The sequence below is a fragment of the Aliiroseovarius sp. Z3 genome, assembly GCF_029105185.1.
Taxonomy (GTDB): domain Bacteria; phylum Pseudomonadota; class Alphaproteobacteria; order Rhodobacterales; family Rhodobacteraceae; genus Aliiroseovarius.
This window is the reverse complement of record NZ_JAFMZK010000011.1, coordinates 164890-181350: the sequence shown is the minus strand read 5'-3', so window position 1 is coordinate 181350 and position 16461 is coordinate 164890. Positions and strand designations below refer to the sequence as shown.

Annotated in this window: 14 protein-coding genes and 2 pseudogenes; 11 read left to right on the top strand and 5 right to left on the bottom strand. The window is 56.0% G+C overall.

All coding sequences use genetic code 11. From position 1 onward, the window contains the following. A pseudogene (locus J3R80_RS17275) lies at positions 1-122 on the top strand (ATP-binding protein); the annotation flags it as partial. A 2-nt stretch (positions 123-124) separates the two neighbouring features. Here J3R80_RS17275 and J3R80_RS17300 read toward each other — a convergent pair. The 3 genes and pseudogenes from J3R80_RS17300 to J3R80_RS17260 form a co-directional block, all read right to left on the bottom strand. Then, a pseudogene (locus J3R80_RS17300) lies at positions 125-967 on the bottom strand (ParB N-terminal domain-containing protein); the annotation flags it as partial. A gap of 154 nt (positions 968-1121) precedes the next feature. After that, positions 1122-1511, bottom strand: a complete 390-nt coding sequence (locus J3R80_RS17265) for a DUF3768 domain-containing protein (protein WP_275394991.1) — start codon at positions 1509-1511, stop codon at positions 1122-1124. Between the two features lie 73 nt (positions 1512-1584). Beyond that, positions 1585-2520, bottom strand: coding sequence for a zincin-like metallopeptidase domain-containing protein (locus J3R80_RS17260; protein WP_275394990.1), 936 nt, complete (start codon positions 2518-2520; stop codon positions 1585-1587). 623 nt (positions 2521-3143) lie between these two features. On the opposite strand from J3R80_RS17260, the gene J3R80_RS17255 reads away from it, so the two are divergent. From J3R80_RS17255 to J3R80_RS17230, 6 genes are all read left to right on the top strand, one after another. After that, a complete protein-coding gene (locus J3R80_RS17255; RefSeq protein WP_275394989.1) occupies positions 3144-4877 on the top strand; it encodes a glycosyl transferase family 90 in 1734 nt (577 codons plus the stop codon). Positions 4878-5100: 223 nt separating this feature from the next. Then, entirely contained in the window at positions 5101-5742 is a 642-nt protein-coding gene (locus tag J3R80_RS17250) for a thermonuclease family protein (protein WP_275394988.1), read from the top strand. Between the two features lie 452 nt (positions 5743-6194). After that, positions 6195-7565 carry a HAMP domain-containing sensor histidine kinase gene (locus J3R80_RS17245; RefSeq protein ID WP_275394987.1) on the top strand — a complete coding sequence of 457 codons (1371 nt, stop codon included), beginning with the start codon at positions 6195-6197 and terminating at the stop codon, positions 7563-7565. A 30-nt stretch (positions 7566-7595) separates the two neighbouring features. Beyond that, complete coding sequence (locus J3R80_RS17240; protein ID WP_191285328.1) at positions 7596-7985, top strand: response regulator; 390 nt, start codon at positions 7596-7598, stop codon at positions 7983-7985. A 229-nt stretch (positions 7986-8214) separates the two neighbouring features. Continuing rightward, the gene (locus J3R80_RS17235; protein WP_275394986.1) at positions 8215-9198 is read left to right on the top strand and encodes a response regulator; all 984 of its coding nucleotides are present in this window, start codon (positions 8215-8217) and stop codon (positions 9196-9198) included. Positions 9199-9209: 11 nt separating this feature from the next. Beyond that, positions 9210-9581: an Hpt domain-containing protein gene (locus J3R80_RS17230; RefSeq protein WP_275394985.1), complete on the top strand. Its 372-nt coding sequence runs from the start codon at positions 9210-9212 to the stop codon at positions 9579-9581. A gap of 361 nt (positions 9582-9942) precedes the next feature. On the opposite strand, the gene J3R80_RS17225 is transcribed toward J3R80_RS17230, so the two are convergent. Then, positions 9943-11010: an AraC family transcriptional regulator gene (locus J3R80_RS17225; protein WP_275394984.1), complete on the bottom strand. Its 1068-nt coding sequence runs from the start codon at positions 11008-11010 to the stop codon at positions 9943-9945. Between the two features lie 82 nt (positions 11011-11092). Here J3R80_RS17225 and J3R80_RS17220 point away from each other — a divergent pair, with 82 nt between their 5' ends. From J3R80_RS17220 to J3R80_RS17210, 3 genes are all read left to right on the top strand, one after another. Beyond that, positions 11093-11818 (top strand): alpha/beta fold hydrolase, encoded by a 726-nt coding sequence (locus J3R80_RS17220; protein WP_275394983.1) that lies wholly within the window; start codon positions 11093-11095, stop codon positions 11816-11818. A gap of 52 nt (positions 11819-11870) precedes the next feature. Continuing rightward, a protein-coding gene (locus J3R80_RS17215; RefSeq protein WP_275394982.1) for an IS3 family transposase occupies positions 11871-13222 on the top strand; the annotation gives its coding sequence in 2 pieces (ribosomal slippage) (positions 11871-12207 and positions 12207-13222; 1353 coding nt in all). A 325-nt stretch (positions 13223-13547) separates the two neighbouring features. Further along, positions 13548-13886, top strand: a complete 339-nt coding sequence (locus J3R80_RS17210) for a hypothetical protein (RefSeq protein ID WP_275394981.1) — start codon at positions 13548-13550, stop codon at positions 13884-13886. A 17-nt stretch (positions 13887-13903) separates the two neighbouring features. Here J3R80_RS17210 and J3R80_RS17205 read toward each other — a convergent pair whose 3' ends face one another. Beyond that, positions 13904-14161 (bottom strand): hypothetical protein, encoded by a 258-nt coding sequence (locus J3R80_RS17205; protein WP_275394980.1) that lies wholly within the window; start codon positions 14159-14161, stop codon positions 13904-13906. A 148-nt stretch (positions 14162-14309) separates the two neighbouring features. On the opposite strand from J3R80_RS17205, the gene J3R80_RS17200 reads away from it, so the two are divergent. Next, positions 14310-16433 (top strand): hypothetical protein, encoded by a 2124-nt coding sequence (locus J3R80_RS17200; RefSeq protein WP_275394979.1) that lies wholly within the window; start codon positions 14310-14312, stop codon positions 16431-16433. Positions 16434-16461 lie beyond the last annotated feature (28 nt).

Sequence of the window (16461 nt, the reverse complement as noted above, 5' to 3'; positions counted from 1 at the left end):
CGTCGCTCAACAGGATGATGGTGCTGGAGCTGGCGCGCTGCGAATGGATCGAACGCAAGGAGAATGTGATCGCGCTCGGTCCCTCCGGCACCGGCAAGACCCATGTCGCCCTCGGGCTGGGACTGGCATCCGCCCAGGCAAAGCCCATCTTCGCGCGGGTCTCCTCGGCGGCGGCCGCCAGCTTCTCGAGCAGGATCGTCTCGACCAGCTCGGAATCTTCTAGCACCGAATGCTCTTCGAGGAGATCGGCCGCGATGACGCCGCCACGCGCTTCGTAGTCCTTCCGCACGAAGGCCCCGATATCGTCGCTGACCTGCACGCCGCGGGACTTCAGCGCGTTGCGGACCGTATAGGCCTGCAGGTAACTGTCCTCCTTGGTGAGCGCCTCGAAGACCTCGCGTTGCACCTCCTGGCTCGGATGATCCGCGAAGGCTTTCATTGTGTCGAGGGTGATCGATTTCGCCCGTGCCGCGGCGCGGATGTCGGGATGGATGAGCCCGTAGCGCAGCCGGCCCTTCACGGCAGCGACCGTGGTGCCGAAGGTCTTGGCGATGGTCTCGGGCGTCTGGCCGTCGACCCCCATCATCCGCGCGAAGGCCTCGAACTCGTCGATCGCGCTCATCGGCGCCTGGGTGATGTTTTCGGCGAGCGACAGCGCGGTGGTCACATCGCAATCATCCGGGACCAGGCGGCAGTCGATCTTGGTGCGGTTGGTGAACCCCTTGGCGGTCTTGTCGGCGACCAGCTCGAGGAGCGCCGCGTGGCGCCGGCCGCCGGCAAGGACGCCGAACTTGCCATCGATCTTCTGGACCAGCAGCGGTTGCAGGAGGCCCAGAACAGCGATGCTGGCCTTGAGGTGCGCAATGTTCTCGGAGGCATAGGTTTCGGGGGAATTGGTCCGCACGTTGGCCGGATGGGCGACGAGATCGCCGATGGCGACGGAAACGGGTTTGAGCGCTTGGGTCATGACATGTCCTTCTCTGGGTTCTGCGCCACCCGGACTTTCCAGGCGGCCTGACCGATCCCCGGATTCGGGAACCAACAGGACAAAAGGCCCACTTTTCCTTTTGGAAGGTCAGTGGGCCTGTCGTTGCGATTTTTCGGGGGAAGGGTCCCCTGCCCTACCAGTCGCGCGCCATCATGATCGTGAGCACGCGCATCGTGGTTTCAGGATTGTCGGGCGCCTCCGCGCCATAGCGGAAGTCCGAGTCAGCCTCGAACATGTCGATTTTCCAGAACACGGTCTCGCCGCGGATCGTGACCGCCCCGAAATCGTGCCAGCCCTCGGGGTCGTTCTCGGGCTCGAAGGTCGCGAACTCCCCCGTGGCCTTCACGGCCTCGGCCATGAAGCCGTCGCCGGCCTCCATCAAGGAACGCGTCACGTGCATGCGCCCCTGGATCGGTTGATCCGGCGCGACGCCGAGACAGGCAAGCCTGCGGAAGGCGTCGTTCTGCGCGGCGATAGCTGCGGCGTCGGGCGGGGAGAGCTCGGCGGGTTTTGGATTGCTCATGGGTCTGTCCTTTCCGGATGGGTTGAAACCACCAGACCCGAAGCCTTCTTTCCCTTTGCCCCGAGACACCCCCTCACGCGGCCCGATCGGCATCCTTCGCCCTGCCCGCCTCCGACCGGGCAATCAGATAGTCGCAAGCCCGCTGCGCGTCCGCCGCATGCTTGAAGATCGCATTGGTGTCCGAGCGCAGGACGCGGAGCCAGTTGTAGAGGTAGGCCGCGTTCATCTCGAGCGTATGCGCCGTGAAACCGAGCTGCTGGCCCAGGAAACAGGACGTCAGCTCGGCGACGATTTCTTCGCGTGCGTAGGCCGTGTTCCCGAACCGGGACAGACCGTAGTTGCGGTTCAGGCGATGCGGCGCCTTGGTGGCATGAGAATACTCGTGCGCCCAAACGCCGTAGAAGTTTCGCGGGTCCTGGAACCGTGTGATGGGCGGCATGTAGACCTTGTCGACCGCCGGCATGTAATAGGCCTCGTCGCCCGCGAACACCGTGGTGATGTCGATGGCCTCGAAGAGGGCCTGCATATGCGCGATCGGCTCTGCGGCCGGATGATCCGGCACGGGCACGGGCTCGGGGTCGGGATCGAAACTGTCCGGGAGCCCTTCGATCTGACAAGCGTTGAAGACGCGGTAGGACTTCTGGAAACGGAAGACCCGGGCGTCGTCGGTCTCGCCCTCGTCAGCCGTGTCACCCCCCGCCCCCTGTTTCCGGTTCTGCCCGTAATAGACCACCAGGGAGGATTTCTCGCCTTTGCGAATCCTGGCGTCCATGGCGTTGGCCTGTGGCATCGTCATCCAGAAGGGCGAGCGGTAGCCCGCCATCGTCGTGCGCATGGTCAACAGGAAGTTGTTGACGCCCTGGTACGGCTCGCCGCTCACGCGCAGAGGCCGGGAACTGCCACCCGCCGTCCAGGGCTTGCGCCACGGCAGGACTCCGCGTTCGATGATGCAGATGAGCTCGTTTGTGATCGACGCGGCGGCGTTGAATTTGGGTTTGGATTTGGCCATGGGTGGTCTCCGATGTCAGAAGGAGCGCACGGTAGCCGTGCGCGGATCGGAGAACGGTTTTGGAAAGCTGTTTCCCGGCGGGGGAGCGGGATCCCTCCGGAACCCCGCCTGACCCCTTTCCCGCCTTCTCCGGATCCAACCGGACCCAAGGCCCGCTTTCACTTTCAAGCGGAACGCCGTCAGACCGCTGCGTCAATGCCAGGGCGATCAGTTGGCAGCGTTTGGTTGCTGCTGCTTACCTTGTCTTTGCGACGGGCAAACGCCCCTCGGCCCGTCAAACCGCATCGACTCGCAACTTAACATCTGATCCTGTAGAGGTGCTGGTACATCTCCATAATCGATCTGCCAATGACCGAGATATAATCAACTGGCTGCACCGGTGATCAGAAAGCAATATTTGAAACTGAACCAACTCAGTTTTCCGCACGAACTAAGTGCTTGCCCTACACGTATCCGCATTGGTTTTAAGGTTGCTTTATACTGTTTCCGACTTTCCTATTACCACTCGTAAAAACCAGAGCGATCAAAGAGGGAACAGTGCGAACATACCATTGTAAATGCCGCTACGGTTGTTGGCAGAACAGACAACAAGCCCCGTCCGGTTTCCTTCAAGGTTTGAACAAGTGAAACGAGAGAACCCTGAGCCAATTGTTTTTCAGATTGGCTTCAATACCAAGAGCGCCAGGATACTGGCCTCACTTTTTGATAGAAATGGGTATCGAGCACGGCATTGGCTGAACGGTACCCTTGCTGAAGATATCATGTACAGCAAAGCAGTGGGGGCTGAGCCGCTTCAGGCTTGGCCAAGGGCGCATTTTTTCTCGGGCTTGGAATCTGTTCACAGGATCCAACTCCCACAGGTCGAAGCATTCAGAGAGTTTCGCTTCCTGAAAGAGAGTTTTCCTGATGCAATCTTCATTCTCGACAAGTGTTATCCCGAAGACCTGATAGCCAGCCGTTTTGCGATCAGAAACGGCGAGTATGCCGTATCACAAGCTCATAGGCTTGGAGTACACTTAACCGATTTACCCGAAGTCTGGATAACCGATTGGGAAGAGCATCAATCCCAATGTAACGAGTATTTTCAGGGTTATGAGCATTTCTTCTCGTGTGAAACAGAAGGGCAGGGACTTGATTGCTTGATTGATAAACTATCACCTTGGTTTCACTTCAAATACCGCTCTGTAGAAAAGAAAACTACAGTTCAGCATTCCCAACTTCTAGAACTGGGTAGCGTTTTTGAAGGCATTCAACCCCACGGGGTCATAGGACAACCACGCCATGGCCCAAATGAAAACCCCAGGTTTGTCCAGGAATTGATAGACTTCTGCTCTGGCAGCATCTCGGAGAGCCATCTCGATTTCGACTATGAGCAAACCAGCGGTATCTTCGCTGAGTGGGATGGCAAGGATCGTGTAGTCGACCGCGACGGACGACGGCTCCCATTTGAACGCAGTTCTCTGGACGGACGAGAGGTTTTCCTGGCTCCGCCGGGTATGCGGAAGATGCACAGAATCCAAGCCACGATCAATGAGATACTAAGTTTGGGGCAGGCAGCACCAAGCCGCTATGACATGCAAGATGGGCGACGCTACGGTAGTGGAGAAAATCCACCGCCCGGCACCCCATTGATCACCTACAATCGTAGGGTCGGCGCAAAGAACATGGTTCTATGGCCCCTGCCTGGCTATCATACTCCAGGACTAAGAGATTTTGTGCACCATGAATCATGGGACCAACTGGAGTTTGACCAGAAGTCTGTCCTTGCTCCAGATCTTTCGGAACGACGACCTGCGCATATGATTGTGAAGGACCTGGAATCTGTTGAACCGGGGACCGATGCGACAGATCATCTGCTTGAAGAACTCAGCGGGCTTACCCGGTACCGTGTACTGGAAAGGCTGATCGACAACGACGACTTTGATTTGGGGTTGGTGCAAAAAGAACCACTTGTATCAAAAGCCGCCATATCCGCACTGGGACGCTTTGTGAAACAGAAAGAAGAACTGCAATGGTTCTTCCAGTTCAAGTATATCATCAGCCTGTCCGGATACGACACAGGCTCGAACTTCCTCGTTGCCGCAAATTCAAACTCTGTTGTCCTGAAAGAGGAAGATGGGTGGGAGGTCTTCTATTCTTCATGCTTTAGACCTTGGGAGCACTATATTCCACTTCAGCGAGGGGCTACGGATCTGGAACAGAAACTCGATTGGGCTCGCCGAAACCAGGATAAATGCCGCGAAATGGTACGTGCTTCCTCCGCAGTCTGCAGCCTGTTGGCAAACACTCTCATCCGCAATAGTGCGTTATCAGCAGTTTTCGAGAACTATAAAGCCAGATACCCAGCGCATGAATAGTTGGTGCCAGGTGGCAATATGTGGACAGAACCTGTTGATGTTTGGACATGCCAACCTCACGAGCGGCGCTTAAGACGCTATGGTCGCCCTCGCCCTTTCATGAATGTTCAATCTGCTTGATCAATTCGCCCGGTCTCCGAATAGCCCGCGCCTTGATACGGGTTGAATGTTAGATGCGTAGATTGTTTACATCGAGTGGTTGGCGCAGCGCGGAGTGCATTTCATGACCAAGTTCTTTACCGCTGCGATTGTCGCAGCGCTTACATCCACCAGCCCCTTGCTTGCTCTCGCACAGACGCGAATTCTCGATGGTGATACGCTTGAAGTAGACGGCACTGTCTATCGCCTGAATGGTATCGACGCGCCCGAACACGGCCAGAAATGTGGAAAGTGGTCATGCGGGAAAGAGGCGACCGACACCCTTGTAAATCTGGCCGAGGGGAGAGCCGTTGAGTGTGATGCAATCACCAAGGACGGATACGGACGCACGATTGCGACCTGCCATGCAAACGGTATTGACCTTGGGGCCGAGATGGTTTCGCAAGGCATGGCTTGGGCGTTTGTTCGCTTTACTGATGTCTATGTTTCCCAAGAAAGTGAAGCCAGATCAGCGCGCCGCGGAATCTGGTCTGGCAACTATCAAACGCCTTGGGAATTCCGCGATGAGCAATGGAAGAACGGGGATCCACTTGCACCGGAAGGGTGCCCGATCAAAGGAAATATCTCTGAGAACGGGCGGATTTATCATGCACCTTGGTCGCCTTGGTATAGGCGCACGAAGATCAACACCGCGAAGGGCGAGCGTTGGTTTTGCAGCGAAGCAGAAGCCAAAGAAGCCGGGTGGCGGCAACCGTACTGGCATTGAGGCAAGGTGATAAAGACTAAGTTAAAGCTACTTGTGGTGGTGCTAGTACTGATTTCCACAGGCAATACAATGGCCGATACAGGAACTCGATCCCTAGACGGAAGCACATTCGGCACAGATGGAGAAATCAACCCATAACTGTATTGACGACATTACCCACAATTTATCATATATAGTGCGGATGAACCGCAAGCTGTGAAGTGACGCATGAAACAGCCTCCTTGTCTGACACCATGCTCATGCGGTGACTCGCCCCGCATCGTCGCAGAGCGTTGCCAGGTTGAAACGTCGGGTGTCCAAATCGACCGCTGAACTCAGGAGGGCGCGAACTTGCCAATCGATATCAAACGGGAAGCTCTTGCGCCCAGCTTAGAGAACATTCTGCAGGACCGGTCAGCAGCATGAATATCTCATTGAAAGCGCCGTTGATCTGGTTGGTAAAGCGTATACCCATGCGTGACTTTGTCGTGCTTGCGGACAAGCCTGGCAGTGGAAAGCGGCTCCAGAAAATCCGGTCAGAGCATCAGCTGAAAGACTTTGTCAAAGTTGGTATGAACCTGTTCTGGCAACGGCAGGCGATGTTCGCGGGCGTTGCCCTTTTAACGGCTTACTACTTCGACTTCTTCCTTGCCTCTATGTGCTATTTGTTCCTCCTGCTTGCGGAAGCAACAGACCTTTGCATTTCCAAGAAGGTGATCGTTTGGAAAGGTGGCAGCGTGCGAGAGACTCGGAAATATCTCGCTCTGGTCATCATGAGCCAGATTCTAAGCACGCTGGCAATCGCTTCATTTGCAATAGTAATGTCATGGTCAGAGGGTCCAGCCCTACATTTCACGCCCCTGTTCCTGTTGTTTGCCGCAGCGCTTTTTGCCGCCGTCAATAATCACCAGATCCCACAACTCCTTCTCATTAAGCTGGTGATTTACGGTCTTGCTTTCATTTTCATTCCCGCGCGCGACCTGATTGTCGTCCGACCACCAATTGACTCCTATCTTTGGCTGCAGTTCATCACGGTCGGCTTTGTTCTATATTTCATTGTGGATTGTTCGCGGATATTTGTTGATCTCTACAGGAAGAATATGCGCCAGTTCGAGAGTTTGAAGCTGGAACGCGACCGGGCCATGAGAGCGTCCGAAGCGAAGTCGCAATTTCTCTCTACCGTGAGCCATGAACTGCGCACGCCGTTAACGTCGATCAAGGGGTCACTTGACCTGATGAGAAGTGGCGCGGCGAGCGAGATACCTGCCGAGTTATCGCCTTTGCTGGACATGGCGCAGCGAAACACGGATCGTCTGCTTCTTCTTATCGGTGAGCTTCTGGATCTTCAAAAGATGGAAGCCAGTCAGATTGACCTGCAGTTAGAAGTGGTGAATCTCGAAGAAATAGTCCAGGAAGCAGTTGATGCCATTTCGCATTATGCGCGGAATTCACGGATCGAGGTTGCTTTCGAAACCTCTGGTGAAGTGCTCATGATCCTTGGTGACAAATCACGCCTGCTCCAGGTGATGGCGAACTTGCTCTCGAACGCGATTAAGTTCTCTGACGAAGGAGACATCATCCGCGTCTCGGCAGAGAAGGAAGGCGGAATGGCCATTATTCGCGTCGCGGACCAAGGTATAGGAATCCCTCAAGAGGCAAGGGATAAACTGTTCAAACCGTTTTCACAGCTCGATGCCTCCGACACTCGGAAGTTTGGGGGAACGGGCCTTGGATTGCACATCACAAAACGCATCCTCGACAAACACGGTGCGAATATAGACTTTGAAAGCGTTGTTGGCGTCGGCACCACGTTTTTACTTGAGTTTGAGACACTGCCCGACTGAGCGCTAAAACAACCCAGGAACAACTCCGATATGACCGAGCTGCAAAGAATCCTGCACGTCGATGATGACGCGGATATTCGAACGATTGTGGAGTTGTCTCTCTGTTCCATAGGTGGGTTAACTGTGCAGTCATGTAGTTCTGGCAAAGAAGCAATAGCCAGTGCATTGGCCTTCCAGCCAGACCTTTTCCTCCTGGACATGATGATGCCGGGGATGACCGGGGAAGAAACCTGGACGGAGTTGCGTCGTCTACCGGGCCTTGAACAAGTGCCGGTGATATTCATGACAGCTAAAGTCCAAAACGACGTTTCAGTGATGCTCAAACAATTGGGTGCGCTCGACGTAATAGCCAAACCCTTTGATCCGGTTGGGTTGCCCACCCTGTTACACGCAGCTTGGCATCGAGCCGCCGCTGAATAGCGTCAGCAATCAGGAATTTCCAACTGCTGGGTCTACCAGCTTCTGAACCCGGCTAAGGTTCTCAAAAATAGCGACCTCAACTCCCTCAAACATTATTCACTGCCAAATTGCAGCCTCAATTCCCATCTACAACCTAACATGGAAAAGTGGTAGCCACTCCGAATACTGGACTTAGGAACCACCCATGCGAGATTTGAGAGTTTCGTAGGAACGACTGGGAGACGAGAAATTGAAAATCCTTGCCGTCGACGATGACAAGTATGTGCTGGAACTGCTCGATGCAATTCTCAAGGCTGGCGGCTTTGTCGAGCATACTCTCGTGAACTCAGCCACGGCTGCACTACGGGAAATCTCGAATGCAACGTCTCCATTTGACTGCATTCTGCTAGATATTCAGATGCCGGAAATGGACGGTATTGAACTCTGTGGTGTTATCAGGGCACTGCCTCACTACAAGACATGCCCGATACTCATGATAACGGCGATGACAGACCGATCCTATATTGATCGTGCGTTTGCCGCAGGTGCAACAGACTACATCAGCAAACCATTCGATCCGTTGGAGCTTGGCACAAGAATCCGTTTGGCCGAGAAACTGGTGAAGGAGCAACGGATTGCAACCGGATCGGCACGCGAGCTTCAATCGCTTAGAAACAAGGTCGGTGAGGCATTCAGATTCTCGATTGACGATGCGGTAACCATCGACGAAGTGCCAGGGGCAATAGATAGGTTGGTCCTGGAAAACTATCTCCTGCAATTGTCTCGCGGCAAAATCTTCCAATCAACGGTTATCGGGTTCGCTATACGTGATTTTGAGGGGCTTTGGTCGCGTTCCAGCTTGAGCGACATCTACATGACACTTGTGGACGTGGCAGACGCGATAGCACTCAATATGAAGAGTAGAAGTTATCTCTTGGCCTATTGTGGGCGCGGCCGATTTGTTTGCGTTACCCAGCGTATCATTTCGAGTGCGCTTGATGATCTCGCGCAGCGAATACAGGCAAGTGTTGATGAGTTTGAGGCCGTAGACCACGATAAAATCCGAGTCATCATGGGAGAGCCGGTTACGATGTCGATCCTGGCTTCCCGAAATCCCTTGCAGTTGATTGATGACGCCATTGCATCCGCAGATCAAAATGGCCGCACTGCTCAACCAACTTCAACCAAGCCAAGTATCTGGGACCGAATTAACGGTCTGTTTACCCTAAGATAAGAGTGTCAAATATGGAATCGACAGATCATACCGCGCTAAATGACGCAATCATCAGCATCCAAGCGAAGTATCTGCGAAGTCTCGACCAACACTTCGAGCACTTCAGCAACCTACTTATTTGTATCGACACTGATCAAGATGCTGCCCATGCCATCGTCAAGATAAAGGAAAGGGCACACAGGATATATGGCCTCGCTGGCACGATAGGCCTTGAACAATTGGGCGAGAACGCAAAGCAAGTGGAGATCACGGCTGCGAAGCTGGATCAGGCGACAACAAGAAGCAGGGACAAGACTGAAGAGTTGGTTTCATTGGTCGAAGCATTACTCGATTACATAAAGGAACTTCAACGCAGGTATCTCGACCCCTCTTCCCCTGAGTAGAGGTATCACCGGATTGCGCACGTGCTGGGTTGAACCGGATCCCTTTCACAACCGAAAGCAATCCTTCCAACTTTGTTAGTGACACGTTGGTGATTAAATACATGATGAGGATGGTCTGCCTATTCCTTTTTCCGGAGAAGCGGTGGATCCGCCTTCCCTGTTGGGTGTGAGGCGCTCTGGAGTTTCATATTTAGGAGCCTTCGTAGGCCAATAACTTGCGTGAAAATAGGCTGAGTTTTAGGTGATGCACCAATCTCGCGGGCTGGTTGCTGACTTTACAATTCTCAGTGAGCAACAAAGGTATAGAGAAGAAACGCCATTGAGCCTGTCCGTCGTCAGGGATTTTGGGACAGATGGCACCCTACGGCCCTATTTTCTTCTTTCCGATCGAGGTCACATTTGAGGAAGATTGCACCGCTTTAGGCCATTTGCTTGGCGCGATGCCCGTCTCTCGCAGGAACTCCCGATTGAAATTGGATTTCGTGTTGAAGCCGCTTTCCAGCATCGCATCGGTGATGCTCATGCCAGCTTCGATCTTTTCACATGCATGACGGATGCGCCATGAGTTAATGTAACGCGAGACGTTGCTTCCTGTCGCGCGATTGACCGCCATGGACAGCCGCTTTTCCGGCAGGTGCAAACGGCGGGCAAGACGTGCGAGCGTTAGATTAGGATCAAGGTGCATCCGTTCTCGCTTCAGGAAATCCTCCAGCTTCGTGACGATCTCGACATCTTCCTGACTGGTTTGAGGTGCAGGATCAGGGGCCGCCGGCCCGTCATCCCCTGCAGTTCCGGATGCAGACGGGCTGCCACTGAGCATTCCGACAAGGAGCAACACGAGCGATGAGGACACCGTGATCATCCAGCCGGTCCACCCTGCGTTCCCTGTGGCAAATGCCACTGCGATCAGAATATCGCTGACAGCCGAAGCTATAAGAGCCCATCCGAGAACCTGCCAGATCACTGCTGGAACGTGCCCGGCATCCAAACGCGCCAGTGGCATGTCGGAGGCACCGCGCAACTGGACAAGGATCGCGCATCCGTAGCCTGCAAAAACAAGCGGTACGATGACATCGGTCGTTTCGGGCGCAAAGACCCTGCAGAACAGGGTAAACGCCGGTGCCGCAAGGTGGCCCGCCATCACCTGCACGGAAATACGGCTGACGAGCGCATCTTGGAACGTGACCCACGCCAGCGCCGGAACGAGTGTTGCGCTGACCGGTAGAACGGGTCGCAGCCATTCGATGCCATAGCCCCCGACAAGTGTGACAAGAGAGGACTGCAAGGCGCAGGCGACGAGGAAAGTCACCAGAAGCGGCCGCCCCCCGGACAGGAAGCTGCGCAATGCGAGATAGCCAAGAACAAGAGCGACAAAGGCAGGGATCGGAAGCATGGGCATGGCGCGACTATCGTCCAAAAACCGGATCATGACGACCTGAATCCCGAAAACAGGACGCGGGGACGTGCTTTTTTTCACATCTGTTGGGCAGCGTTCAAAAACGGAGGTTCCCATGAAACGTCTTACTCTTCTTTCAATCCTTGCGCTGTCCCATGCCGCACCTGCAGCGGCGGACATGCTTCCGGGCTATGACCGGTTTGACCTAAGGGCCGATCATCGCGCACGGCCCGTCGCGGCCTCGATTTGGTATCCGGCCGCGAACCCAACTTACCGGGCCCCGGTCGGGGATGGTCCGATCTTCGATCCCACCTTTGCCTTCATCGGTCCCGCCGTAGCAGAGGGAGAGCACCCGCTTGTGCTGCTGTCGCACGGATCCGGCGGCAATTCGGATAGCCTGGGCTGGCTAACCAGTGGACTTGTGGCGCAGGGTGCGATTGTGCTGGCCGTCAACCACCCCGGATCGACCAGCGGGGACAGTTCTCCGCGCCGGTCCGTCGATCTTGAAGCGCGGGCGAACGACCTGTCGGCGGCTCTTGACATGCTGCTCGCAGATCCCGCCTTCTCACCGTTCATCGACGAGGAACGCATCGGGGTCGTTGGTTTCTCCCTCGGCGGCGCGACAGCGCTTGGCCTTGCCGGTGTTCGCTTCGATGGCTCAGTTCAGGATGCGAACTGCACAACGGGACCCGATGCCGCTGACTGCGTGTTCTTCCGGCTGGGGGATGTGCGTTTTGCAGACTATCCCGGATACGAGGCGGATGCGCGGGATCCTCGTATCACACAAGCCGCAATCATTGACCCCGGGTGTCTGACGTCAGCACCTGTGGAACAGATTTGATGATTTGAACAACGGAGGGTTTCTGGTTCATCGTAGCCTTTAAGGAGCGAAGATGAACAAGAAGCCCGGAACATCGAAAGACGCAGCTGACAAGCTGGTTAAAAACATCCGTCGCAAGACCCGCCAGACCTACTCGGCGGAGGAGAAGATCCGCATTGTTTTGGCCGGATTGCGCGGGGAGGAAAGCATCTCGGCGTTATGTCGCCGCGAGGGTATCTCTGACAGCCTGTATTACACTTGGTCGAAGGAATTCCTTGAGGCTGGAAAGCGTCGTCTTTCCGGCGACACAGCGCGTCAGGCGACATCGCCTGAGGTGAAGGATCTGCGATCCGAAGCCATGGCTCTGAAAGAATGCGTGGCTGACCTAACCCTTGAGAACCGTCTGCTCAAAAAAAGCATGACAGGGGCTGGGGAGTTCGAGGAATGAGGTATCCAGCAACCGAGAAGCTTGAGATCATTCGCACGGTTGAGGGATCACACCTGCCCACAAAAATGACCCTTGATATGCTGGGTATCCCGCGCACGACATTTTACCGATGGTATGACCGCTACGTCGAAGGCGGCCTTGATGCATTGGCGGACCGCGCACCTCGGCCGAAGTCGGTCTGGAACCGTATTCCGCAGGGCCGGCGGGATGATCTGATTGAGTTTGCGCTGGAACATGAGGCGCTGACCACCCGTGAGTTGGCGGTCAAATATACCGACGAGAAGCGGTATTTTATCTCTGAATCATCGGCTTACCGCATTCTGAAAGCTGCCGATCTGATCACGGCACCCGAATATGTGGTGATCAAGGCTGCCGAAGAGTTCTCGGACAAAACCACGGCGATCAATCAGATGTGGCAGACCGACTTCACCTACTTCAAGATCATCGGCTGGGGCTGGTATTACCTCAGCACGATCCTGGACGATTACAGCCGGTATATCATTGCCTGGAAGCTCTGCACGACCATGCGGGCCGAGGACGTGACAGACACTATTGAGCTGGCTCTTACGGCGTCTGGCTGCGACCAGGCCGTGGTCCGACACAAGCCGCGCCTGCTCAGCGACAACGGGTCGTGCTACATATCCGGCGACCTGGCCAAATGGCTGGGGGACCAGAAAATGGATCACGTTCGCGGGGCGCCGTTCCATCCGCAAACCCAGGGCAAAATCGAGCGCTGGCATCAGACCATGAAGAACCGGCTTCTACTGGAAAACTACTACCTGCCCGGCGATCTTGAACGCCATATCGGGGCCTTCGTCGACTATTACAACAACCAGCGCTACCACGAGAGCCTGAGCAACGTCACACCCGCTGACGTCTATTTTGGACGTGACAAAGCCATCATCAGAGAAAGGGAAAAGATCAAGAAAATGACGATCCAAAGCCGCCGCTTGCAACATCAAAAACAAGCAGCATAATCAATCACGCAACCGAACCAGAGCCTCCAATGTTCAAGCCGCTCTGATGTCCCATTTTATATGACGACGGACAGTGATCTCAAGAAGCGATCCGGAATTGAAGAGGTGCGTTCGCTGGTGTTGGCACTGTCTGGCGTATCGGAAAGCTGAAGCCACAGCCCGATGATTGTGCGCGTTCCCTTATCGCTGCTTTGGTGCCATATCAGCAAATAGTGCTTCGTGCAGTATCTGGAAATTTGGGACCAAAGCGGAAATGTGCCGCAAGAAGTACCAGCCTCTGCAATGTGGATGGCCATCTTCTGCACGGCCGTGCCGCAGAACATATATGCCGATATATGCCATTGGCGGGCCAAAACAGACAGTGCCCTTTCCGGCCCCGGCGCTCATTGCCGACGTAATCCACAATTACCTCGCCGGGTTCGTTCGACATTGGCATTCGATCATGCAACTGGCTTTTGCCGCGAATCAGGATGCGGCCAAGCCGACGGGCCACGAACGGGCAGAAGCCGTGCTGGATATACCGCGCGAGAGGTTGGCGCGTGGTGACACGGGCGATTTGGAACAGCATGTGGGTGGCAAGCAACAGCGTGAACAGACCGCAGCAGGGACAGGGATCACGCACCGGGGACATCCGCGTTGGATGCCAGCGAACGGATCAGGTTAACCGCCCTCCGCACGCGATCAGATTGTCCTCGTATAGCCTTTCAGCGCAAGGGCCTTCGGTGCGGTATTCTTTGCACATACGACTTCCATGTTGGCAGCACCCATTGTTTCCGGGTCGACGACGCCGCCCCCGCCTTCAGCCGTCAACACCAGGCCGGAATCGCTATCGACCAGGCAGGCGCCGATGATATCGTGAACCGTCGCGTCACCGTCCCCAACCGATGCAATCCGGGCGGGAATCGACTCGCGGCCGGATTCGTGCAATAATATCTGCATAATAATGTTAAGGGTGTTTGAGGGGATGCCGTTGCATGGGATTATTTTTAAAGCGTTTTTTTGCCTGACTGTTCTTCTTCTGCCGCTTCAGACAAGCGGCCAGACGTCATCGGAAACAACTGACGGCCAAGGCCAGTCCACGGCTTCGTTGCGCCAGATTCTGGCGCTTTTGGAAGACGAGATCGACCAGGCGACGCAAAAGCGCGACCAGATCATTGAAGCCACAACCGCTGCGGAGGACGAGCTTCGCGCGCTTGAAGAAGAAATGGTTCAGCAGCAGGACCAGAAACGTACCAACCTGTTGCTGGCCGCTGAAATCGAAAGAACGCGCAAGACGCTGGAAGGCGAACTTGCCGAAACGCAGGCTTTGCTTGAGAAATACTCCTCGGCGGCGGAAGCCGCGTCGATAGATTTGACCGATCGACAGGCAAAGGCCGCGCAAATTGCCACGGACACCAAGGCCGCGCAAACTGCTCTGGCCGGGTTGCAGGCCGAAATCGCGAAGCTGGAATCCGCCGCCGAAAAACTTCGCCTGGACGGCGAGAAAGCCGACGCCATGGCAGCGCGCATTTCCGAGCTGGAACAGCAGAAGGCCACTGGCACCACGGCGCTGGAACAGTTGACCACACAGATCAACAGCGCCCAGACCCAGCTTGATACGTTGAAGGCAGGCATCGCGGAAGAAACCGCCGCGCGCACCGCAGCGAAGGACGATCTTGCCGCGGCCGAAGCGCAGTTGGCCGGGTTGCGCCGCGACATCGCCGCAGCCGAACAAGACGCCGAACGCATTGCGGCTTTGAAAACCCAGACCGGCGAGCTTGAACAACAGGTCACGGCCCTGTCAGGCGATATCCAAACCCGCCAAAGCCGATTGGAAGACCTGAACAGCCAGATCCAGTCTGCGGAAGCCGACCTTGCAAGCCGACGCGACGAGGTTTCGGACGAGAACCGGAACCTGTCGGCCCTGCGCACCGAACTTGCCGCGGCGCAGGCCATTCTGGATGACCAGCAATCGGCCATGGAAAAAACCGAAGAAATCCAGACCATGCTTGCGCAAAAACAGCAGGCGCTTCAGGCGGCAACCCGGCAATCCGAAACGGCGGAACAAGAGCTTCAGGCGGTGAATGCCGAATTGGCGCAGGCCCGCGAAACGCTTGCAACCGTTCTGGCCGATGCCGACGCCGCGCAGACGCGCACCGCCAGTGCCGCCGCGGACCTGGCCACAGCCACCCAACAGCTTGATACGGTCAAGGCACAGATCGCCGACCACAACGCCCTGGTCCAGCAATCGGACGAGGCACAGGCCACCCTGACCGCGCTTCAGGCCGACATCCGGGCGGCCACGGCTCAAAAGGAAAACCTAGCAAGCGCGATTGCCGCCGATCTGGAACAGCAATCAGCACTTCAATCCGACGTCGCCACCGCCAAGGCGAACCTTGAGACGATTGATGATACGGTCGAAGCGCAGCGACGGTTCCTTGGCGAATTGTCTGACGAGATCGGAAAAAGCCAGGCCACCCTGATGGAACTGGCAGAAAAAACCGCCGATGGCGAAGCGCAGCAGGCCGAACTTGACAAGACCCGCGCGCAATTGGCCGAATTGACCGAAAAGCAAGCCTCGCTGTCGGACGAGGTCACGGCAATGAACGCCAAACTTGCCTCTGCTCAGGCTGAACAGGCCGAAACGCAGGAAGAAGGCCAGCGCCTGTCTGCGGAACTGGCTGACACCCGTGGGATGCTGGAAACCGCCCGCAGCGAACTGGCGAAAATCGAAGAGGCCAAACTGGCACGCAGCGATGAGATCGCGCAGCTTGAAACCGAGCTGACCGCCCTGCGCACCAACCGCGAAACGGTTCGCAACAGCATTCAGACCATGACCCAGACCCTGACGGGCCTGATCGGCGCCAATGCCAATGTAGCGGACACCACCCCTGCCCCACCTGCCCCCGCCAACACGCCGCAGCCAGCGTCGCCGGTCGCGGCATCGCAACCAGCCGATGATGTGACTGTCGCGGCCAGCGTGCAGCCACAAGGCAGAGCCGGCGGGACCGAGGCCGCGCAACGTCGCCGCGCCGTTCCGCTGACACCTGACCAGATCAGGGTCTTGCTGACCCAAACACCCGGTCTTTCAGATGCGGCACCGGATGCGCTGAGCAAGCTGAGAGCGGAACTGGAAAACGGCGCCTGCACCATCGACGCCCTGCGCTCTGCCTTTGGTACCGTCAATCGTCAGACCCTTGTTGCCATGGTGCGCGAGATCGGCCCGTGTTGAATTTTTAAAAACGCATTTAAGGAAGAGG

Bases quoted from the DNA above. Each gene is read 5' to 3' on its own strand.
- J3R80_RS17230 (WP_275394985.1), top strand. From the start codon at position 9,210: ATGGAATCGACAGATCATACCGCGCTAAATGACGCAATCATCAGCATC.
- J3R80_RS17265 (WP_275394991.1), bottom strand. From the start codon at position 1,511: ATGAGCAATCCAAAACCCGCCGAGCTCTCCCCGCCCGACGCCGCAGCT.
- J3R80_RS17240 (WP_191285328.1), top strand. From the start codon at position 7,596: ATGACCGAGCTGCAAAGAATCCTGCACGTCGATGATGACGCGGATATT.
- J3R80_RS17220 (WP_275394983.1), top strand. From the start codon at position 11,093: ATGAAACGTCTTACTCTTCTTTCAATCCTTGCGCTGTCCCATGCCGCA.
- J3R80_RS17260 (WP_275394990.1), bottom strand. From the start codon at position 2,520: ATGGCCAAATCCAAACCCAAATTCAACGCCGCCGCGTCGATCACAAAC.
- J3R80_RS17250 (WP_275394988.1), top strand. From the start codon at position 5,101: ATGACCAAGTTCTTTACCGCTGCGATTGTCGCAGCGCTTACATCCACC.
- J3R80_RS17210 (WP_275394981.1), top strand. From the start codon at position 13,548: ATGCCGATATATGCCATTGGCGGGCCAAAACAGACAGTGCCCTTTCCG.
- J3R80_RS17225 (WP_275394984.1), bottom strand. From the start codon at position 11,010: ATGATCCGGTTTTTGGACGATAGTCGCGCCATGCCCATGCTTCCGATC.
- J3R80_RS17245 (WP_275394987.1), top strand. From the start codon at position 6,195: ATGCGTGACTTTGTCGTGCTTGCGGACAAGCCTGGCAGTGGAAAGCGG.
- J3R80_RS17205 (WP_275394980.1), bottom strand. From the start codon at position 14,161: ATGCAGATATTATTGCACGAATCCGGCCGCGAGTCGATTCCCGCCCGG.